Origin of the sequence: Methylomonas sp. Kb3 (genome assembly GCF_002834115.1) — a bacterium.
Classification (GTDB): Bacteria; Pseudomonadota; Gammaproteobacteria; order Methylococcales; family Methylomonadaceae; genus Methylomonas; species Methylomonas defluvii.
In genome coordinates this window covers 171,896-191,543 of record NZ_PIZT01000002.1, presented here as the reverse complement: position 1 = coordinate 191,543, position 19,648 = coordinate 171,896, and the positions used below count along the sequence as shown (strand labels likewise).

Sequence of the window (19,648 nt, the reverse complement as noted above, 5' to 3'; positions counted from 1 at the left end):
TTATCACACAGCGAATGTGATTAGGCCAACCGCTTGTGCCATGAACCATCTCAAGATTAAGCCATTAACGATTACCGCCTATACCCAGAAAGGTTCAAGCCATTGTTCGGCTGGTTGATAAAAAACCGTCTAATTCAGAAAAAGCGTTATGCATCAGCCAAACACAGCAACATTTCTGTCAGATTTTGTAAGCAACGGACAGAGTGTCTGTTTCATTGTTACAAAGATAACCAAATACGTTAGTCACTGTTTCGCCCCTTTCCACTGGGCAGTCTACCGCAAAGCGTTGAAGTTACCCACTTAGCGAGAACTCAGAACCCAAGATTACTGATGGTTTAAATTTTGCTTTGCTGCTTGTAGACAATTCGATGGAGATTTAACAATGAACAAGATTGGAATTTTCTACGGCACCGAGAAAGGTATGATAGCGATGATGGCGCAGGTCATGTACCGAGTTTTGGGCGACGAAATTGCCAGCGAACCGGTGAATGTTAATCAAGCAACAGTAACGGAACTGCTTGGTTACAAAGCCTTGATTTTGGGAATGCCCAGTTACGGCGTCGGCGAAATACCCGGCAGAACCACCGGCAGCGAAGAAGGCAACTGGGAAGAGTTTTTATTCCGCCTGGATGAGGCGGATTTATCCGGAAAGCGGGTTGCCCTGTTTGGTTTGGGTAACCAACAAAAATACTACGCGCGCTTTGCCAGCTCATTAATTCATTTGTATCACCACGTTCGGTCTTATGGTGCCGAGGTGACCGGCGCCTGGAGCACGGATGGCTATCACTTTACCCACTCCAGTTCTGTAGTCGATGGCAAATTTGTCGGCCTGGTGCTGGATCACCACAACCAACCCGAGCTTACCAAAACCCGGATTCTGGATTGGCTTGAGCAGGTAAAACCGGCATTGTTGGAAAAGCTGAATTGATTGTACTGCTACCCTCAAACATATTGCCCGGCACACCACCCCGAAGACCAAGCCCACTGAAAGTTATACCCGCCCAGCCACCCGGTGACGTCCAACACTTCCCCAACAAAATACAACCCCGGCACTTGCAAGCTCTGCATGGTTTTCGAGGAAATCGCGTCGCAGTCTACGCCACCGACGGTTACCTCGGCGGTACGATAGCCTTCGGTAGCATTCGGCTTGATCGTCCAGTGGTGCAGATTTTCCGCGATCACGTTCAGATCTTTGTCCGCGCAATTGGCAACGGTTATATCCAACTGCCGCTCGTCCAATAGAGCTTGCAACAAACGTTTGGGTAAGTAGTCGGCCAGTAAATTTTGGATTTTTAATTTGCTGCCTTGCCGCCGCTTTTCTTTCAATGTCTCCGCCAGATCCATATCCGGCAATAAGTCTACATGCAGCGCTTCGCCGGGATGCCAATACGAGGATATTTGCAGGATGGCCGGCCCGCTTAAACCGCGATGGGTGAATAAAATATTTTCTTTAAACGACTGCTGTTGATTGCTTATCCGGCAAGGCACGGCGATACCGGTCAGCGGAGTAAAGCGCTCTGAATCGCCTGGTTGCAGCGTTAACGGCACCAAACCGGCTCGGGTCGGCCAAACTTTGATGCCGAATTGTTCCGCGACTTTATAACCAAACGGCGTGGCGCCCATTTTCGGTATCGATAAGCCGCCGCTGGCAATGACCAAGGCTGATGCAGACATCGCACCGCTACTGGTGTGCAGTAAAAAATCGCCGTCGTCGCGTTTCTCCAATCGCTCCACCCGACAATTTAACGCCAGCGTCGCGCCAGCTTGCCCGCATTCTTTTAACAGCGCATCCAGAATATCCTTGGCGCTGTTATCGCAAAACAATTGCCCGTGCAGGCGTTCGTGAAACGGTATTTGGTGGCGCTGTATAAAGCTCAAAAAATCCCATTGCGTGAAGCGGCTAAGCGCCGACTTGCAAAAATGCGGGTTATTGGAAATGTAATTTTCCGGGGCTATGCTGTAGTTAGTGAAATTGCAACGGCCACCACCGGACATCAGAATCTTTTTGCCCGGCTTGTTGGCATGTTCCACTACCTTCACCCGCCGGCCGCGCTTGGCGGCTTCGATAGCGCACATTAAGCCGGACGCGCCGGCTCCGACGATAATGACATCAAATTTATCCATGGCGCGTAACTTGTAATGACTCAAAAAAATAGGTAAAAAGTGGGGTATTCTAACCGCAATACCCGGCATCACGAGACGCCGACAAGCTACTCAAGGCGTTTCCCGCAGCCATCATTTAACTTCAACACTTCGACAAGGCCATAATGACTCCAAAATACAGCTATTCATTCAATACGGGCGACGGCAAAAACAAGGCATTACTGGGCGGCAAAGGCGCAAACCTGTGCGAAATGACGCAAATGGGCTTTAACGTACCGCCGGGCTTTGTCATCACCACCCAAACCTGTCTGACTTACCTGGAAAACAAACAGTTACCCGTCGATCTGATGGATGAAGTTCGTCAGCAAATCGCCGAAATCGAGCAACTGAGCGGTAAATCGTTTGGCGGCGCCAACGACCCGCTACTGGTTTCGGTACGTTCCGGCTCGGCCATCTCGATGCCGGGCATGATGGACACCATTCTGAATTTAGGTTTGAACAAGCAAACCCTGGCCGGCTTGATCGAAATGACCGACGACCCGCGCTTTGCTTACGATGCCTATCGCCGCTTCATCCAATTATTCGGCAAGGTGGCGCTGGGTATCGACGACGAAAAATTCGACGTGCATTTCAACAACGTCAAGCGTGCGGCCGGCATCAAAGCCGATGTGGCGTTGACAGCCGACCAACTCCAGGAAATCAGCGAACTATTCCTGACTGTGGTGCATGAAGAAACCGGCCGGCCGTTTCCGGAAGACGTTTACCAGCAACTGGAAATTGCCATTCGTGCGGTATTTAACTCCTGGCTGGGAAAACGTGCCGTCGATTACCGCCGCGAGTTTCACATCACACCGGACATTGCCAACGGCACCGCCGTCAATATCGTCACCATGGTATTCGGCAATATGGGCGACGACTGCGCCACCGGCGTCGGTTTCACTCGTAATCCCGGCACAGGTGTCAACGAGATGTACGGCGAATACCTGGTCAACGCCCAAGGCGAAGACGTGGTCGCCGGCATTCGTACCCCCAAACCGGTCCATGAAATGGCGAAGGAAATGCCCGAGCAATATCGGCAACTTGTGGAATTGCGCAATAAACTGGAAGCACATTATCACGAAGTGCAAGATTACGAGTACACCATAGAGCGCGGCATTCTGTATTGTTTGCAAACCCGAAACGGCAAAATGAACGCGACCGCGATGGTGAAAACCTCCATCGATATGGTGGCGGAGGGCTTGATCAGCAAAGAACAAGCGCTGCTACGGATCAATCCCGACATGCTGGAACAATTGCTGCATCCGCAATTAGCTCCCAATCACGAAGTTAAAGCCATTGCCCAAGGCCTGCCGGCTTCGCCCGGCGCCGCGTGCGGCCATTGCGTATTCGACGCGGACACCGCCGTTCGACTGGGTAAAACCGGCCAAGATTTGATTTTGCTACGCGAAGAAACCAAGCCGGAAGACATCCACGGTTTCTTCGCCGCGCAAGGCGTCTTGACCAGCCGCGGCGGCAAAACCTCGCACGCTGCGGTGGTGGCGCGCGGCATGGGTAAAGCCTGCGTGGCTGGGGCTGAAGACATCAAAGTCGATGTCCGCGCCCGCTTGGCTATCGTCGGCGACATCCATATCAAGGAAGGCGACCTGATTACCATAGACGGCAGCAACGGTAATATCTATTTGGGCCGGATCCCAACCATTCCGCCCTCATTCTCTGAGGAATTAAAAACCTTGCTGGGCTGGGCCGACAGCATAGCCCGCTTGCGTGTGCATGCCAATGTCGACACGCCGGAAACCGCGAGACTGGCGGTCAGCTACGGCGCCAAAGGTGTCGGTTTGTGCCGTACCGAACGCATGTTTAACGCCGCCGACCGTTTACCCTTAGTGGTAGATATGATTCTGGCGCACAACACCGAAGAACGCGAGGCGGCTTTAGCCAAACTGTTCCCGATTCAACGCGATGACTTCCAACAGTTGTTCGAAGCCATGTCGCCGCACCCGGTTACCGTGCGTTTGCTGGATCCACCCATGCACGAGTTTTTGCCCAATGAGCACCAATTGATTGATGAGCTGGATGCGCTGAAACACTACCTGACCATCGTCAAAGGCCAACGTGTCACGCTGGATACGCTGGCGCACCCGGCGGAAATGCCGGCACCGTTCAATATGCTGAACGAAGACGTGATTTTGGAAGCGATCAGTAAAAAACAGATGATGCTGGATAAAGTGCTGGAGCTGTACGAAGTCAACCCAATGCTGGGTCATCGCGGCGTCAGGCTGGGCATGAGCTATCCGGAAATCTACAAAATGCAGATCCGCTCAATTCTGGAAGCGGCGGCATTGTGTGTGAAACAACGGATTCCGGTCGAACCGGAAATCATGGTGCCGCAGGTGATCACCGCACAGGAATTGAAAACCGTGAAAACCTATGTCGACGAGATTCAAGCCGAAGTGGAAGCGCAATACAAGCTCAAGCTCAACTTCAAGTTCGGCACAATGATTGAAACGGTGCGGGCATGTACCCGTGCCGACCGTCTGGCCGCGACAGCTGCTTTCTTTTCATTCGGCACCAACGATTTAACCCAAGCCACTTTTTCATTCTCCCGCGAGGATGCCGAGAACAAATTCTTACCGCTGTACGAAGAATCAGGCCTGCTGGAAGACAACCCCTTCGAAACACTGGATATTGAGGGCTTGGGCAAACTGATGAAAATGGCCGTGGAACTGGGTCGTCAGCAGCGCCCGGATTTGAAAATAGGCATTTGCGGCGAACACGGCGGCCATCCGCGTTCGATTAAATTCGTTCACGACTTAGGCTTGAACTATGTATCGTGTTCCGCGCCGCGCATTCCCGTGGCTCGCTTGGCAGCGGCTCATGCCAAACTATTGGAAAAACATTCGTAACTAGACACATGGCAAGGGCCGGTCAAACACCGGCCCTTGCCATCGTTTCAAACCCGGCGTTTGCCAACCCGGTTTCTACCGGTGGCCTTGGCATCGTATAGCGCCTGATCCGCCGCGTGCAGCAGGCTTTCGAAAGATAGGTCGTCACTCGGAACGATACTGGCAACACCAAGACTGATAGTCACAAATTCGGAAATTTTGGAAGCCGGATGCGGCAGACGCATATTCTCCACGGCTTTACGCAGAATTTCGGCCAACACCATGATTTGTTCGGCATCACAAGCCGCGACCACGCAAAACTCTTCGCCACCGTAACGTGCAATCAAATCGCCCGGCCTTCTAAAGAAACGCTTCAAGGTTTTAGCCACTTGCCGCAAACAATGATCGCCCTCGATATGTCCGAGATTGTCGTTGTATAGCTTGAAGAAATCGATGTCTATCATGATCATCGAGATAGGATATTTATGCCGCAAGGCGCGCTTCCATTCCCTTTTTACAAAGGCATCGTAGTAACGGCGATTGGGTAGCAAGGTCAACGAATCCAGATACACCAGTTGCATACGGCTTTTGGCTTTATCCAGGCGCTGGCTTAGTCTGGCTTGCGCCAAATAAGACAACAGCAATACGATCAAACCGATAACTGCCACAATTGCATGGGTGATTGTCAAATGCTCCAGACGCTCGCTCACAAAAGCATCGATACTGGCACTGGGAATACTGACACTAATACCGCCGCGAATTTCGCCCTCTTTATAGCCTTGCCGCTGATGGCAAACCAGACAACTTTGATCGACATGCAGCGGCGCCATGTAACGATAAAAAGATTGCCCGTTGATAGTGCCGATACTGCTCACACTTTTTTGACCTTGCTGGAACGCCAACAATGCCTCTGCTTCCCATTGGTCCGGCCGATTTTCCGGGCGAATCGGATTAAAACCGGTAATATGAAAGGCAATATCCGATTCGTCACCCATTTCCGAGAGCTGCCGAGTCATATAAGCTGGATTAATTAAAGTCAGGTGCTTGCCATCGGTGGTCTCTACATCGCGATGAGGAACTTCCAGGTAAGGATTGGGCTGAGTACTCTCGGTGATAGGCACGTAAACGCCGCCGTGCAACGCATTCCATTTTCTGATCAAGACGATATGATCGAAAAACATCTCGGCTTGGCGCGTGGCAATTTTTTGCGCGTACTGTTTGGTATCCGTGACTTGCTGGTAAAGGTTCAGGCTAATCAACAAAATCCATAGCACTGCATAAACCAGGAATGTAATCCTTCTCATTTATTGCCTCAAAATTACTTATAGCCGCTCGCAAAAGTCCGCCGAGAAACCGCCAAACAACCACACTATGGCGCTTAACCGCGCGCATTAAAAACACACAAAATTTATTTGGTAATTCGATTTGAAATGGGTTGTTTATGCTGGCACTATAACTTACCGCATCCACAAAATGAATGAACCCAATCACCCTTTGCAAAATGACCGACCACGCAACTTTCCCGGCACCAGAGCATGACCATAACGTATGCATCCACAGGGCGATAAGTGTAGCCGAACAACTTTGCTTAACGCGCGGCGTACAACTGACCCCCATCCGCCATAAGATTTTGGAGCTGATCTGGAACAGTCATAAGGCCGTTAAAGCCTACGACTTGCTGGATCAAATCAGGCCGGTAAACGACGCCGCAAAACCCTCGACAGTCTACCGGGCCTTGGATTTTCTGTTGGAACAAGGCCTGATTCATCGGGTGGAGAGTTTAAATGCGTTCGTCGGCTGCCACTGCTCCGGCACTCAACACGATCAACTACTGTTAATCTGCACCGCCTGCCATACGGTTCAGGAGCGCGCCGCGCCTTCGGTACTCAGCGCATTATCCAAAGAACTTGGCGATGCCGGCTTCGTACCGCAGCGTAAAACCATTGAAATTCACGGCTTGTGTAAAACCTGCCACCCCGCCACCAACACGGCTGAAGAACAGGCTATTCAATAACCCGCCAAACATTGACCTAGATCAACGCTTGTTCCTTAGAAAACTTTATATTAAGCCCATGTCACGCGATTTCCTACCGTTGACATGATCCTCTTGAAAGATAGATGCTTCGGCGGGCGAGTTCTCTCTCCCGCCTTTTTTTTGCGATATTATCCTCTATAATCGCCGCCCTACCCGACACATCTATCCCCGGCATGCTTACCGACAGTCAAAAAGCTATTCTTTTGCAGACCACGCTAAGTTCGAACGATCTTGGTGAGAATCGTTTTTGCGAATTGTGCACACACGCGGATTTGCTGCATACCGTCACTGACAGTGAATTAGTGACGTTCCTGGAGATTGCCAACGCTTTGTATCGCGGCGGCGAACCGATCATCAGCGATGCCGATTACGACTTCGTTTATCTGGCAGAACTGAAAAAACGTCAGCCCGAGCATCCGCTGTTGCACACAATCGAGCCGGAACCCGCTTTCGCGGGTAAAACCGTCGATCTGCCAACCGTGATGCTCTCCACCGACAAAGCCTATAGCCGCGAAGAAGTGGAGCGTTGGGCCAGCCGTATCGAGAAGGCTGCATTGGAATTGGATAAAAATTTTGCCGAACTGACTTTTAAAGTCACGCCCAAGTTGGATGGTTACGCCGCCTATGACGACGGCCGGATGCTGTATACCCGCGGCGATGGCCGCAAAGGTACCGACATCACCCGCGTATTCGAGCGCGGCTTGCAAGTCGCCAATCAGGGCCCGCGAGGCCTGGGCACCGGTGAAATTGTGGTCAGCCGCAGTTATTTCGACGCTAATCTGGCCGAATATTTCGACAACGCCCGTAACTTCCAAGCCAGCGTGATCAAGGAAAAGGAACTGGACGAACACGCCGAACGCGCGATTGCCGATCATGCCGCGGTGTTTTATCCGTTTGCTATATTGCCTTGCTGGGAGGGAGTCTGGCAGGACCTGATCGACAACTTCGAAACCATCGTCAAAGACATCTGGCATAAGCTGGATTACGACGTGGACGGCGTGATTCTGGAAATCGTCGACGAGCAGCTCAAACAAGCGATGGGCGCCACCCGCCACCATCACCGCTGGCAGCTGGCTTACAAAGAAAACCTGGAAACCGCAGAAGTCACAGTCATCGGCGTCACGCCGCAAACCTCACGGTCCGGCCGCATCACCCCGGTCGCCGAGTTGGAACCGGTACGCCTTAGCGGCGCCCTGCTTTCCCGAGCCACCGCCCATCATTACAAAATGGTGCTGGATAAAGGCATAGGCCCTGGCGCGCTGATCCGCTTGGCCCGCTCCGGCGAGGTCATCCCCAAAATCGAGGAAGTACTGCGTCCGGCCGAACCGCAAGTACCCAGCGCCTGCCCCAGTTGCGGCCACGAATTGATTTGGGACAACGATTATTTAGTCTGCCCCAACAACCTGGAATGCCCGGCGCAAATCAGCAACAGCATGGAACATTTCTTCCGGGTGCTGAAAAACAACGACGGCTTCGGCGCCGCGACCATCAAAAAACTTTACGAATACGGCATCCGCCGCGTCGACCAGATTTACGCCTTAAGCGCAGAACAATTCGAAAGCATGGGCTTCGGTCCCAAGCAATCGCAAAATCTGGTCGATCAATTAGTGCGCAGCCGCAACGAAGCCATCGAAGACTGGCGCTTTCTGTCCGCGTTCGGCGTATTTCGAATGGGCCTAGGCAACTGCGAACGGCTGTTGGCGCATTATGCTTTGCCGGAGATTTTCAATCTCAGCGAAGCCAACATCGTCGCGATCGAAGGTTTTGCGGAAAAAACCGCCGCAGTGATCACCCAAGGTTTTGCCAAAATCAAACCCTTGTTCGATAGCCTGATGTCACTGGGTTTTAATCTAACCTCGACGCAAAACCAGGCCACCGACAACGCCCATCCGTTAGCCGGCAAAACCTTGGTCTTCACCGGCACCTTACACAGCGGCAGTCGCGACGACTTGAGCAAGCAAGCCAAAGGCAAAGGCGCTAAAGTTGGTAGCTCGGTATCGGCGAAAACCGACTATCTGGTAGCCGGCGACAATGTCGGCGCTAACAAAATAAATGCCGCTCGCGAAAAAGGCGTCAGCGTTATTACTGAGCAGGAATTTCTGACTTTGCTCTCTGGAGAAGACTCGTGAGCCGCAACCGCCCCTCCGTAATGTGTTTTTCAGGCCACGATTCCAGCGGTGGTGCCGGTGTGCAAGCCGACATCGAAACCATTATCAGCCACCAATGCCATGCGGCTAGTGTGATTACGGCGTTAACCGAACAAGACAGCCGCAACGTCAAGAAGTTGATTCCACAGCAACCCGCAGACATTCTCAGCCAAGCGCAAACACTATTGGCGGACTTTAGAGTCTCCGCGTTCAAAATCGGCTTGATTGGCGACGCCAGCGTTGCCGCAGCGATTGCGCAAATTTTGCGGCAACATCCGGCTATTCCGGTGGTGTTGGACCCGGTACTAGCAGCCGGCGGCGGCACTGCATTGGCCGGCCAACGACTAATTGATGTCATCGTCGAACAACTGCTGCCGTTGACCACCTTATTGACGCCCAACAGCGAAGAAGCCCGCCGCCTGTCCGGGCAAGAGGACTTAGCCGACTGCGGACGTTTCTTGCAAGGCAAAGGCGCCGAATACGTGCTGATCACCGGCACCCACGAGAACTCCGAGCTGGTGCATAACCGCTTGTACATGCCCGACGATCTCAATGAAACCTTTAACTGGGAGCGCTTGCCGCACAGCTATCACGGCTCGGGCTGTACATTGGCTAGCGCCAGCGCGGCGCTGTTGGCGCAAGGCCTGGACGTATTTACCGCCGTTAGCGAAGCTCAGGAATTTACTTGGCAGTCGCTGGCCGCCGCCTATCGTCCGGGACAAGGCCAATACAACCCCGACCGGCTGTTTTGGGTAGAAGCATGAAATTTCCGCGTCACGGTTTGTACGCCATCACCCAGCCCGAAAACAAAACGATTTCCCAAATTGTAAAAGACGTCGAAGCGGCCTTGCGCGGCGGTGCCAGAGTGATTCAATACCGCGACAAAAATCCGCTGGATGCGCCGCAATTAGCGAGGCTTTTGTTGGAAGTTTGCCACGCTTACGATGCTCCATTCTTGATTAACGACAGCGTCGAGTTGGCGATGAGTGTCGGTGCTGACGGTGTGCATCTAGGTCGCGACGATGGCGAAATCGCCACAGCGCGGCACCTGTTGGGCCCGGACGCCATCATAGGGGTATCGTGTTATAACGATGTGGACAAAGCGCAGGCCATGGCCGCAGCCGGCGCGGATTACGTAGCCTTCGGACGCTTCTTCCCGTCGGGATCGAAGCCCTTGGCTGCGCCCGCCGAGATTGCCAGCTTGGTCCGAGCCAAACAATCGGTAAACGTGCCCATAGTCGCTATCGGCGGCATTCTGCCCGAAAACGGTGGAACTTTATTGGCGGCGGGCGCAGACTTATTGGCGGTGATAGGCGGCGTATTTGACCATGAACCGGAAGCAGCTGCGCGCGCCTACAACGCCTTATTCAACCCTCAAGCGGAGTAAATAACATGCCAGAACATGTCTATCAAAAAGTCGAACTGACCGGCTCATCCAGCCTAGGCATCCAACAAGCCATCGAAAACGCCGTCGCCAAAGCCGGCGAAACCATCCAAAACATGCGTTGGTTTGAAGTGGTAGAAACCCGCGGCCATATCGATAACGGCAAGGTCGCGCATTGGCAGGTCACCATTAAAGTGGGTTACACGCTGCCGCATTAGGCCATTAGACGCCGCTAAAGCGAATATAACGTCTTAGCGGCGAGCCGGCCGCCCAGACGAAGGCCTCGGTGTAGTAATGCATCAAGGCCAAATATCCAAGAAAACCCAAGGTGACGGCTTTATAAATTTGCGTGGAAAACAGGGTTTGCAGCAATAAATTGACCAGATCGTCGCCATAAGCCTGTAACAGGTAGGTCAACACAAACGACAGCAGCGGCAATACCAACCAAACAGGTAATCGAATCGCCGTTGCAGCTCGGAACAAATTATTCTGCGGCCGTTCGCCGTGGCGATTCACATCGTGAGTCACGTAAAAACTATAAGCGGTGATGTCGTGCACCAAACGGGGCATCAAGATCGCCAGGAAATAATACTGCTGGCTGTAAACATACCAACTGCTAACGACCAGCAGTGTGTTGGCCCACAAAAAATAGATACCCAAGCGGCTGGGCACGTAACGTTGGCAAAACACCGTGCTGATAACCAAAGCCGTCGTCAGCACGCTGGCAATCTGCAACACCAACGCCGCTTGTTCAGGCTCCAGGCTATTTTTTAAAAATATCCCCATGTAAATGAAGATACCGGCACCGACGCTGAGCCACAGTTGCAGGTAAAACGCCCAGCCCGGCAAGCGGCACGCGGCTTTGGCGATACCATGCTGTTGTTTCAAGACGTGGTAGACCGTCCAGCAGGCAGTAATGATGTACAGCGCGCGGTAAGGAATAAACAGGCTGCCGATGCCGAAAAACACCATGATGAACAAAGTCATCGCAATTAATTTATTTTTGAAGGCATGCAGATATTCGTCGTGACTAAGCAACAATAGATTGCTGGCAACGATATGCGGGGTACCGAACAGGATCTGAAATAGTAAAAAATGACTGGGACTGCTGGGCAGCATATCCCTGAGCGCATGATCGAAACCAAAACTATCCAGCCATAATACCAGCAGACACAGCGGCACAATGGCGTACAAGCTTAATAAAAAGCGGAAAGACACCGCCAGTTTATTGCTGCTTTTTTGCTCGGGGAATGAAATGATCTGCGCAACCACGGTGCCACCTTGTTATTATTTTTTAGGCAGCGGCTATTATCACCATTTTGAGTAATGACTCAATATCTATCTGATTTTTAACTGGTAACACGACAGGGAATATTACTTGCGCTTACCTTGCAAGCCGCCGGTATGGATTGCCACTATTCGCTGCCCGGCGGAGAAATAGCCCTTCCGAATTAAATCATAGAGCGCAAATAATAATTTTCCGGTGTAAATCGGTTCCAGTTCAATGCCGTGCCTGTGCTGAAAATCCTGCATAAACGCCAACAAAGCCGGCGTTGTTTTGGCAAATCCGCCGAAATGGTAATCCACTAAAATTCGGCAGTCCGCATGACTGTTCATTCCCCGTTTATTCAGCAATTGCTCGACATCGTCGATCAGAAAATCGCCACCCTTCAGCGCTGCCACACCGATAGCCTGTTGAGTTAGCGGCGAGGTAAGCAAACCTGCCAAAGTGGTGCCCGTGCCGCAGGCAACGGCCAGCGTATCAAAGCCGACGTCAATTTCATCGACCAGTTCGGCAACGCCTCGCAAAGCCAGGTCGGTGGCTCCGCCTTCTGGCAACCAATATTGGCCGGCCTGCAGTTCAGGTAAGCTGTCGTGACCTTTGTAGTCGCGCAATTGCCTGTAGTCGCTACGCGACACAAAACGCAGCTCCATGCCCCAATCAAGCAGATCATGCAGCGTGGCATTAAGTTGCGCGGGCCGCTCGCCACGAATATAGCCTATGGTTTTCAGCCCCAAGGTTTTACCGGTAAAAGCCAGGGCGTGTAAATGATTGGAATAGGCGCCGCCCATGCTGACGATGCAATCGACACCAGCGTATAAGGCATGATTGAGGATATATTTGAGCTTGCGCCATTTATTGCCGGAGATAATCGGATGTAGCAAGTCATCGCGTTTGATCCACAACTCCAACTGTCGGTCCGCTAATTCCGGGTCGTTAATCCTCGTCAGCGGCGATGCAGCCAATGTCGCCTGCAATACCTGTAGCTGCGGATGGAGATCGGTCACTGTGCCTGCTTGATGGCCCACGCCACATCCGCTGCCTGCCGGTTGGCTTTGACATCATGAACCCGAAACATTTTCACACCCGCCATCACTCCCAACGCCGTGGTTACGGCTGTCGCGGTAACCAGCTCGGCGGGTTCGCTGACATTGCAGATGCTGCCCATGAAGCGCTTGCGGCTGGTACCCAGCAACACCGGGTAACCCAAACCAACAAAGCTACGCAAATGTGCTAACAAATCGATATTGTCTTGCTTGCCCTTACCGAAACCGATGCCGGGATCTATCGCGATATTTTCCGGCAACACGCCGGCCGCTAATGCTTCGGCAACACGTTGTTGCAAAGCAGCGATCACATCGGCCAATACATTGTCGTAATGTGGCCTATCCTGCATAGTTTTGGGCGTGCCCTGCATATGCATCAGGATGATGGGAACTTGCGTTGTTGCCGCAAAAGCCAACATCTTAGGGTCGCCTTGGCCGGCCGAGACATCGTTGATGATACTCGCCCCCGCCGTCACCGCTGCTGCTGCAACCTGGCTTAAGGTGGTATCTATACTGATTTGAAATTGGGGATTGTTCGCACGGATCGCGTTAATCACCGGCACCACTCGGCGAATTTGCTCATCCGCCATAACGGGATCGGAGCCAGGCCGCGTCGACTCACCGCCGACATCGATAATATCGGCGCCTTCAGCGATCATTTTTTCAGCTTGAGCTATCGCTGCCGCCACGCCAGTAAATTTGCCGCCATCGGAAAAACTATCGGGAGTGACATTGAGTATCCCCATCAGTTGGGGAGCGTGGATAGCATTGAACATGTTTGAAAACTCCTCGATAGCCGCAAACGTGTAGTTTACCGTTGTCGAGTCGTTTTTAGAATTTACCGGCTGCCGTTTTGCCTTACCGATAACGGTGCCACCCCGCCGGGAGGCAGGATGGCACTCAATCGTTAAACTCTGAGCAGAGCTTTGGCAAGTTTTTCTGAAAGCTGTTCTTCAACAAATTGCGGTTCGTTGGGTGGATACAATTCCACTTCATCGATTTCGAACCCGTATTCCTTACCCAATAACAATAGCTCCTTGATTTTGAGACAGGCTTTCAGCTTTTCTTTCAAGCCCTCATCGCTTTTGGATTTTTCAGAAAATTCTTTGATAACCTTGATTGACATTGATAACTCCGTGATAACTCTGAAAGATGGATTAAATCCAATCTCTCCTAAGCAAAAAATCGGCCATATCTATATGACCGTTATTTTTCATGCGATTCATGGCGTTACAAATCAACAAACCCGGCAACAATCTCGTCTATTCACACACAATTCATGAGAAATTTGTCGGGTATACGACAATTGTCTGCTCTATCAAGCAACAATTCGCAACGAGGATTTTGGGCTTAATCTTGCGCCGCCACCGTGCGGTAAGCAGAATGATAGTAAAGCAAAGGCTCACCTTCCCGGCAAACCACGCTATCGACTTCACCGATAATCACCCAGTGGCTACCGGCCTGAACTTGTTGCACTACCCGACACTCCAGTACCGCCAGAGCTTCGTTCAAAATAGGTGCGCCATTTTCACCGGCTTGCCAAGCAATGCTGGCAAAACGCTGTTCTTGGGTGGTACTGCCGGCAAATTGATTGGAAACGTCTTCTTGTGCACTATTCAGAATATTCACGGCGAAGCGGCGGCTTTCCAGCAATGCAGCACCAGTATCGGTCGCTTGGTTGAGGCAGACCAATATTTGCGGCGGCTCCACGGACACGCTGCTAAACGCCGTGGCGGTCATGCCTCGGGGCTGATTATCGCGCCCTTGGGTTGTCACCACCGTCACACCGCTGGCCCATAATTTCAGGGCATTTTTAAATTCTTTGGCTTCAACGCTCATAATTTTCTCTTAGATCCAATAGCGATAACACGGCATAGTCGTCTGATTGTGACATCAGTTTTTGGGACGCATGTGCGGGAACAACAGCACGTCGCGAATGCTCGGTGAGTTGGTAAACAGCATCACCAAACGGTCGATACCGATGCCTTCGCCCGCGGTCGGCGGCATGCCGTGCTCCAGCGCGGTAATGTAGTCGGCATCGAAATGCATGGCTTCGTTGTCGCCAGCTTCTTTTTCCTCGACCTGTTTCTGGAAGCGCTCGGCTTGGTCTTCGGCGTCGTTCAACTCGGTAAAGCCGTTGGCAATCTCGCGGCCGCCGACGAAGAATTCGAAACGGTCGGTGACATGCGGATCGTTGTCGTTACGGCGCGCCAACGGCGACACTTCCACCGGGTAAGCAGTGATAAAGGTCGGATTCATCAAACGGTGTTCGACGGTTTTTTCAAAAATCTCGATCTGTACCTTGCCCAAGCCATAACTGTCTTTCACCGGAATCTTTAAATTCTCGGCAACTTTCACGGCCGCTTCGCGGGTCGTCAGATCAGCCAAAGTCAATTCGGGGTTGAAATGCAAAATCGACTCCAACACTGTCATCCGCGCGAACGGTTTGCCGAAATCGTATTGATCACCCTGATATTCGATCACCGAGCTACCGACTACATCTTCGGCGATGCCTTTCAGCATCGCTTCGGTCAGATCCATCAAGTCGCCGTATTCGGCGTAGGCTTGGTAGAACTCCATCATCGTGAATTCCGGATTGTGCCGGGTCGAAAGGCCTTCGTTGCGGAAGTTGCGGTTGATCTCGAACACCCGTTCGAAACCACCAACCACCAGCCGTTTCAGATACAGCTCCGGCGCAATCCGCAGATACAACTCCATATCCAGCGCATTATGGAAGGTAGTGAACGGTCTTGCCGTCGCGCCGCCGGGGATGACTTGCATCATCGGCGTTTCCACTTCCAGGAAGTCGCGCGCGATCAAAAATTCGCGGATGTAATTGACGATTTTCGAGCGCATCAGGAAGGTTTTGCGCGTCTCGTCGCTCATGATCAAATCCAGATAACGCTGACGGTATTTGATCTCTTGATCGGCAATGCCATGGAATTTTTCCGGCAGCGGCCGCAAGGCTTTGGTCAGCAGTCGAATGTCATCGACTTTGACGCTGAGTTCGCCGACCTTGGTTTTGAACAATACGCCTTCCGCACCGATAATGTCGCCGATATCCCACTTCTTGAACTGGTCGTTGTAAACACCTTCCGGCAGGTTGTCGCGGGCCACGTAGACCTGAATCTGTCCCGACATATCCTGTAAATGGCAGAAACTGGCTTTGCCCATAATACGCCGCGTCATCATCCGCCCGGCGATCTTCACCCGTATCGGTTCGGCTAATAATTCGTCTTCAGATTTATCGCCGTATTCGGCCAGCAATTCACCGGCCACCACATTGCGCCGAAAATCGGTCGGAAATGCGATACCTTCTTCGCGTAGGGCGTTTAGTTTTTCGCGGCGTTGTTTGATCTGTTCTTGTTCGTCGTGTTCGAGTTCTAACATTTTCAAAAATTATTAATAGAGATAAATTAGGCTTAAATTTAGCGACTTAAGGGCAACAACCTTACTCTTTCGCGCAATTCGTCGGCAACGATCAAAGCACCATTATCAAGCTCCGTTTTGAAGCGGTGCAACAATTCAATAGCTCTCGGTCCGAGCACTTGTGGTGAAATATTTTGGGTACGAATTTGAAACACGCTCGGTGCTTCCACACCGGTCAACGCTAACAGCGCGCCAAAATCCAAATCGTGGGTAAATACCACGGCTTCATTTTCCCTGGCCCATTTAAATAACTGAACGTCTGGAGCATCCGCAGGGCCGACTGTGGACCAGTGTACGGAATCGAACCCTGCTTGGTTTAGCACACCTGTCCAAGCAGGGGATAAATTCATGTCCAATAATATTTTCACGCGGCATTCAATGGTAACTCAATCTCCTCGGCTCTCCACGCGGCGAAACGAAGGGCTTCCGTAACATCATCGGCTTCCAAATAAGGGTACAACTCCAGTATCTGTTCGGTCGAATAGCCACTGGCCACCAAACCAACAAGCATTCCCGCTGTCACCCTTAGTCCTCGCAGACAGGGTTTTCCGCCCATCACCGTAGCGTCAAACGTAATCCGTGAAAAACCTTTCATAGTCCCTCCGACAGTAAATTCAGAGCTTGAAGTAAAGCGGGAGCGTTTCCCTATGATGCCCAGTGTGCGTCAATCAGTTTTAAGTAATGCTAGAATCGCAACAATTAGGCTTGCAAATGCTATCACCAAAGAAGCGATTGCGATTTTGTTGGATATTGTCGCTTGAGCTAAAGCACGCTCGGCCATGCGCCGACGTTCTTCTGCTCTAATCATTTCATGAACCCAAGGGTCTCCAGAATGCCCATACGCATCCACGAGTTCATGATCAGATAAAGATGAAAATTCGTTGTTATTTTGTGTCATTCAAACACACCACTCATGCTTTGGCGACGACGTAATTAATGATTATCAAACTTACAACCCGCTCTTCAAACTTGCTTCAATAAACTGATCCAACGCCCCATCCAACACGGCTTGGGTGTTGCCGGTCTCGACGTTGGTGCGCAGGTCCTTGATGCGGGATTGATCCAAGACATAAGAACGAATCTGGCTGCCCCAGCCGATGTCGGACTTGGAATCTTCAATCGCCTGCAAGCCTTCGCTACGTTTCAGCATTTCCATCTCGTACAGTTTGGCTTTTAGCTGCTTCATCGCGGTGTCTTTGTTTTTGTGCTGCGAGCGGTCGCTTTGACACTGGGTCACAATGCCGCTGGGGCCATGGGTAATCCGCACCGCTGATTCCGTTCTATTGACGTGCTGACCGCCAGCACCACTGGCGCGATACACGTCAATACGCAAGTCGGCGGGATTAATGTCAATTTCGACATCGTCGTCAATTTCCGGCGAGACAAATACCGAAGCAAAGGAAGTATGCCGGCGATTACCGGAATCGAACGGCGACTTTCGCACCAAACGATGTACACCGGTTTCGGTACGCAACCAGCCAAAGGCATACGGGCCTTCGAATTTGATGGTAGCGCTTTTGATGCCAGCCACGTCGCCCGGCGACTCCTCGATTAACTCGGTTTTAAAGCCTTTCGCTTCGCCCCAACGCAAATACATGCGTTCGATCATGGATGCCCAATCCTGCGCCTCCGTGCCACCGGAACCGGCCTGAATATCCAAAAACGCATTATTCGGGTCCATTTCCCCAGCGAACATGCGTTGAAATTCCAACGCCGCGACTTTCTTTTCGTACTCTTCAAGATCAGCAGCTACGGTATCAACGGTGTCCTCGTCGTTTTCTTCCACCGCCATCAACAGCAATTCTTCAGCGTCAGACAGGCCTTGTTCCAGTTCCAGGATAGTGTTGACGATGCCTTCCAGCATCGCCCGTTCCTTGCCCATGGCTTGCGCTTGTTCCGGTTTATTCCAGATCGCCGGATCTTCCAGCTCGCGCAGCACTTCCACCAAACGCTCACTTTTTGTATCGAAATCCAAATAGCTTTTCAGCCCTGCGCTACGCTCGCGCAGGTCGGCTATCTTGTATTTAATGGGATTAATTTCTTGCATGAACTCTCAAAACCGAAACGGATACCCCAACGGGGCAGCATACGCCGGGCAACCCCGGCGATTGAAAGCGTGGAATTATAAACGATTAAGCGACAGGCTTGGGCTGATGGTTTTTCATAGCCCAAACGATACAGCCAATGCCGGCCAGCACGAACGGCACACTGAGTAGCTGGCCGGTGGTGAACATCACCCCGGTATCGTACATGGCTTGCTCGGTTTTAAAGTATTCCAGGACAAACCGCACGCTGAACAGCATGCTGATGAAACAGCCAAACACAAAACCGGGCTTATCTGCGTGTTTTTTATAAATCGCCAACGAAATCCCATAAATCAGCAGATAACACGTCGCTTCATAAAGCTGTACCGGATGACGCGGTAACGGATCAATCCGCGCAAACACCACGGCCCAGGGTTGCTCTGACGGAATCCCTAAAATCTCGGAATTGAAGAAATTGCCGAGGCGAATCAGCGCGCCAGCCAAGGCTGTGGGAATACTGACACGATCCAACAACCAGAAATACCCGTCGCCATATTTACGCCGATATAAATACAAAGCCAGAATGATACCCAGCGTCGCGCCGTGGCTGGCCAACCCACCTTCCCAGACTGCCAGAATTTTTAATGGATGCGACAAATAATAAGCAGGATCGTAGAGCATGGTATGACCCAGGCGCGCACCGACGATGGTGGCGATCACCATGTACCAAAGCAGCGTGTCCAGCTCTTCGATGTTTTTGCCCTCGCGTTGATAAATCCATTGCATGGTCAAAAAACTGCCGACAAAGCCCGATGCGAACATCAAGCCGTACCAACGGATTTTCAAGAAGCCGAAGTCGACGAGAATAGGGTCTATATTCCAGATGAAGTGTTCCATGATGATGCGGGAGTTGTTACGGTTGAATCGCGAAAGAGCGGGAATTCTAACGCCGACTGGCTTTTTTCGCCGTTTATCTTTTGCCTGGCGCCGTTTTAGTTCGGATTCTCGACTTGTATCCGGCCGTCAACTATCCGTACCGCAAAAGTAGCCACATCTTCGTAAGCCGGCGCACATTTTACCGCGCCGGTTTTCACACAAAACCGGGCGCCGTGGCGCGGGCAAACAATTTCGTCGCCATCCAGCTCGCCACTGGCGATTTCAGCGCCATCATGGGTGCACACATCTTCGATCGCATAACATTGATCGTCGATTTTGAAAATCGCCACATCGGTACCGTCGACATCGACCACCACATGTTCGCCGTTTGCCAGTGCCGATTCTGCTACCACATCAATCCAATCGGTCATTCTTACCTC

General features: G+C 51.8%; 21 protein-coding genes. 7 read left to right on the top strand and 14 right to left on the bottom strand.

The genetic code is table 11. The features are described 5' to 3' along the window. Positions 1–382: 382 nt before the first annotated feature. On the top strand, positions 383–928 hold the full coding sequence (locus tag CWO84_RS01770) for a flavodoxin (protein WP_033157412.1): 546 nt from the start codon (positions 383–385) through the stop codon (positions 926–928). Positions 929–942: 14 nt separating this feature from the next. On the opposite strand, the gene CWO84_RS01765 is transcribed toward CWO84_RS01770, so the two are convergent. Then, positions 943–2,124, bottom strand: coding sequence for an NAD(P)/FAD-dependent oxidoreductase (locus tag CWO84_RS01765; protein ID WP_165786252.1), 1,182 nt, complete (start codon positions 2,122–2,124; stop codon positions 943–945). Positions 2,125–2,267: 143 nt separating this feature from the next. Here CWO84_RS01765 and ppdK point away from each other — a divergent pair, with 143 nt between their 5' ends. Further along, positions 2,268–5,006 carry a pyruvate, phosphate dikinase gene (gene ppdK / locus CWO84_RS01760; RefSeq protein WP_033157411.1) on the top strand — a complete coding sequence of 913 codons (2,739 nt, stop codon included), beginning with the start codon at positions 2,268–2,270 and terminating at the stop codon, positions 5,004–5,006. A gap of 47 nt (positions 5,007–5,053) precedes the next feature. Here ppdK and CWO84_RS01755 read toward each other — a convergent pair whose 3' ends face one another. Beyond that, entirely contained in the window at positions 5,054–6,289 is a 1,236-nt protein-coding gene (locus CWO84_RS01755) for a diguanylate cyclase (RefSeq protein WP_240617934.1), read from the bottom strand. Positions 6,290–6,462: 173 nt separating this feature from the next. Between CWO84_RS01755 and CWO84_RS01750 the strand changes: the two genes are divergently transcribed. The 5 genes from CWO84_RS01750 (at position 6,463) to CWO84_RS01730 (ending at position 10,769) form a co-directional block, all read left to right on the top strand. Beyond that, positions 6,463–6,999 (top strand): transcriptional repressor, encoded by a 537-nt coding sequence (locus CWO84_RS01750; protein WP_101051595.1) that lies wholly within the window; start codon positions 6,463–6,465, stop codon positions 6,997–6,999. Positions 7,000–7,193: 194 nt separating this feature from the next. Continuing rightward, entirely contained in the window at positions 7,194–9,149 is a 1,956-nt protein-coding gene (locus CWO84_RS01745) for a BRCT domain-containing protein (RefSeq protein WP_101051594.1), read from the top strand. Continuing rightward, positions 9,146–9,931, top strand: a complete 786-nt coding sequence (locus CWO84_RS01740; protein ID WP_174843449.1) for a hydroxymethylpyrimidine/phosphomethylpyrimidine kinase — start codon at positions 9,146–9,148, stop codon at positions 9,929–9,931. The genes CWO84_RS01745 and CWO84_RS01740 overlap by 4 nt, the downstream gene beginning before the upstream one ends. Beyond that, complete coding sequence (thiE, locus tag CWO84_RS01735) at positions 9,928–10,554, top strand: thiamine phosphate synthase (RefSeq protein ID WP_101051593.1); 627 nt, start codon at positions 9,928–9,930, stop codon at positions 10,552–10,554. The genes CWO84_RS01740 and thiE overlap by 4 nt, the downstream gene beginning before the upstream one ends. Before the next feature lie 5 nt (positions 10,555–10,559). Further along, positions 10,560–10,769: a dodecin gene (locus tag CWO84_RS01730; protein ID WP_033157405.1), complete on the top strand. Its 210-nt coding sequence runs from the start codon at positions 10,560–10,562 to the stop codon at positions 10,767–10,769. A 4-nt stretch (positions 10,770–10,773) separates the two neighbouring features. Here the strand turns inward: CWO84_RS01730 and CWO84_RS01725 are convergent, their stop codons facing one another. The 12 genes from CWO84_RS01725 to CWO84_RS01675 form a co-directional block, all read right to left on the bottom strand. After that, positions 10,774–11,823: a hypothetical protein gene (locus CWO84_RS01725; RefSeq protein ID WP_033157404.1), complete on the bottom strand. Its 1,050-nt coding sequence runs from the start codon at positions 11,821–11,823 to the stop codon at positions 10,774–10,776. A gap of 102 nt (positions 11,824–11,925) precedes the next feature. Further along, complete coding sequence (locus CWO84_RS01720) at positions 11,926–12,840, bottom strand: pyridoxal-phosphate dependent enzyme (RefSeq protein ID WP_225893064.1); 915 nt, start codon at positions 12,838–12,840, stop codon at positions 11,926–11,928. After that, positions 12,837–13,655 (bottom strand): dihydropteroate synthase, encoded by an 819-nt coding sequence (folP, locus tag CWO84_RS01715; RefSeq protein WP_033157402.1) that lies wholly within the window; start codon positions 13,653–13,655, stop codon positions 12,837–12,839. The genes CWO84_RS01720 and folP overlap by 4 nt, the downstream gene beginning before the upstream one ends. 131 nt (positions 13,656–13,786) lie before the next feature. Further along, on the bottom strand, positions 13,787–14,005 hold the full coding sequence (locus CWO84_RS01710) for a Nif11-like leader peptide family natural product precursor (RefSeq protein WP_033157401.1): 219 nt from the start codon (positions 14,003–14,005) through the stop codon (positions 13,787–13,789). A 224-nt stretch (positions 14,006–14,229) separates the two neighbouring features. Further along, positions 14,230–14,718 (bottom strand): flavin reductase family protein, encoded by a 489-nt coding sequence (locus CWO84_RS01705; RefSeq protein ID WP_033157400.1) that lies wholly within the window; start codon positions 14,716–14,718, stop codon positions 14,230–14,232. Between the two features lie 54 nt (positions 14,719–14,772). After that, the gene (gene lysS / locus CWO84_RS01700; protein WP_033157399.1) at positions 14,773–16,269 is read right to left on the bottom strand and encodes a lysine--tRNA ligase; all 1,497 of its coding nucleotides are present in this window, start codon (positions 16,267–16,269) and stop codon (positions 14,773–14,775) included. A 38-nt stretch (positions 16,270–16,307) separates the two neighbouring features. After that, positions 16,308–16,676 (bottom strand): DUF5615 family PIN-like protein, encoded by a 369-nt coding sequence (locus CWO84_RS01695; RefSeq protein ID WP_033157398.1) that lies wholly within the window; start codon positions 16,674–16,676, stop codon positions 16,308–16,310. Further along, positions 16,673–16,903, bottom strand: coding sequence for a DUF433 domain-containing protein (locus CWO84_RS01690; RefSeq protein ID WP_033157397.1), 231 nt, complete (start codon positions 16,901–16,903; stop codon positions 16,673–16,675). Before CWO84_RS01690 ends, CWO84_RS01695 begins: the two co-directional genes overlap by 4 nt. Positions 16,904–16,972: 69 nt before the next feature. Next, the gene (locus CWO84_RS24090; RefSeq protein WP_129871371.1) at positions 16,973–17,206 is read right to left on the bottom strand and encodes a hypothetical protein; all 234 of its coding nucleotides are present in this window, start codon (positions 17,204–17,206) and stop codon (positions 16,973–16,975) included. A gap of 51 nt (positions 17,207–17,257) precedes the next feature. Continuing rightward, positions 17,258–18,355 carry a peptide chain release factor 2 gene (gene prfB / locus CWO84_RS01685; protein WP_033157396.1) on the bottom strand — a complete coding sequence of 366 codons (1,098 nt, stop codon included), beginning with the start codon at positions 18,353–18,355 and terminating at the stop codon, positions 17,258–17,260. 85 nt (positions 18,356–18,440) lie between these two features. Continuing rightward, entirely contained in the window at positions 18,441–19,229 is a 789-nt protein-coding gene (gene lgt, locus CWO84_RS01680; protein WP_033157395.1) for a prolipoprotein diacylglyceryl transferase, read from the bottom strand. A gap of 95 nt (positions 19,230–19,324) precedes the next feature. Then, positions 19,325–19,639, bottom strand: coding sequence for a non-heme iron oxygenase ferredoxin subunit (locus tag CWO84_RS01675; RefSeq protein WP_033157394.1), 315 nt, complete (start codon positions 19,637–19,639; stop codon positions 19,325–19,327). Between the last annotated feature and the right edge of the window lie 9 nt (positions 19,640–19,648).

Coding starts and splice junctions, on each gene's coding strand:
- CWO84_RS01770 (WP_033157412.1), top strand. CDS start 383: ATGAACAAGATTGGAATTTTCTACGGCACCGAGAAAGGTATGATAGCG.
- CWO84_RS01765 (WP_165786252.1), bottom strand. CDS start 2,124: ATGGATAAATTTGATGTCATTATCGTCGGAGCCGGCGCGTCCGGCTTA.
- ppdK (WP_033157411.1), top strand. CDS start 2,268: ATGACTCCAAAATACAGCTATTCATTCAATACGGGCGACGGCAAAAAC.
- CWO84_RS01755 (WP_240617934.1), bottom strand. CDS start 6,289: ATGAGAAGGATTACATTCCTGGTTTATGCAGTGCTATGGATTTTGTTG.
- CWO84_RS01750 (WP_101051595.1), top strand. CDS start 6,463: ATGAACCCAATCACCCTTTGCAAAATGACCGACCACGCAACTTTCCCG.
- CWO84_RS01745 (WP_101051594.1), top strand. CDS start 7,194: ATGCTTACCGACAGTCAAAAAGCTATTCTTTTGCAGACCACGCTAAGT.
- thiE (WP_101051593.1), top strand. CDS start 9,928: ATGAAATTTCCGCGTCACGGTTTGTACGCCATCACCCAGCCCGAAAAC.
- CWO84_RS01730 (WP_033157405.1), top strand. CDS start 10,560: ATGCCAGAACATGTCTATCAAAAAGTCGAACTGACCGGCTCATCCAGC.
- folP (WP_033157402.1), bottom strand. CDS start 13,655: ATGTTCAATGCTATCCACGCTCCCCAACTGATGGGGATACTCAATGTC.
- CWO84_RS01710 (WP_033157401.1), bottom strand. CDS start 14,005: ATGTCAATCAAGGTTATCAAAGAATTTTCTGAAAAATCCAAAAGCGAT.
- CWO84_RS01705 (WP_033157400.1), bottom strand. CDS start 14,718: ATGAGCGTTGAAGCCAAAGAATTTAAAAATGCCCTGAAATTATGGGCC.
- lysS (WP_033157399.1), bottom strand. CDS start 16,269: ATGTTAGAACTCGAACACGACGAACAAGAACAGATCAAACAACGCCGC.
- CWO84_RS01690 (WP_033157397.1), bottom strand. CDS start 16,903: ATGAAAGGTTTTTCACGGATTACGTTTGACGCTACGGTGATGGGCGGA.
- CWO84_RS24090 (WP_129871371.1), bottom strand. CDS start 17,206: ATGACACAAAATAACAACGAATTTTCATCTTTATCTGATCATGAACTC.
- prfB (WP_033157396.1), bottom strand. CDS start 18,355: ATGCAAGAAATTAATCCCATTAAATACAAGATAGCCGACCTGCGCGAG.
- lgt (WP_033157395.1), bottom strand. CDS start 19,229: ATGGAACACTTCATCTGGAATATAGACCCTATTCTCGTCGACTTCGGC.
- CWO84_RS01675 (WP_033157394.1), bottom strand. CDS start 19,639: ATGACCGATTGGATTGATGTGGTAGCAGAATCGGCACTGGCAAACGGC.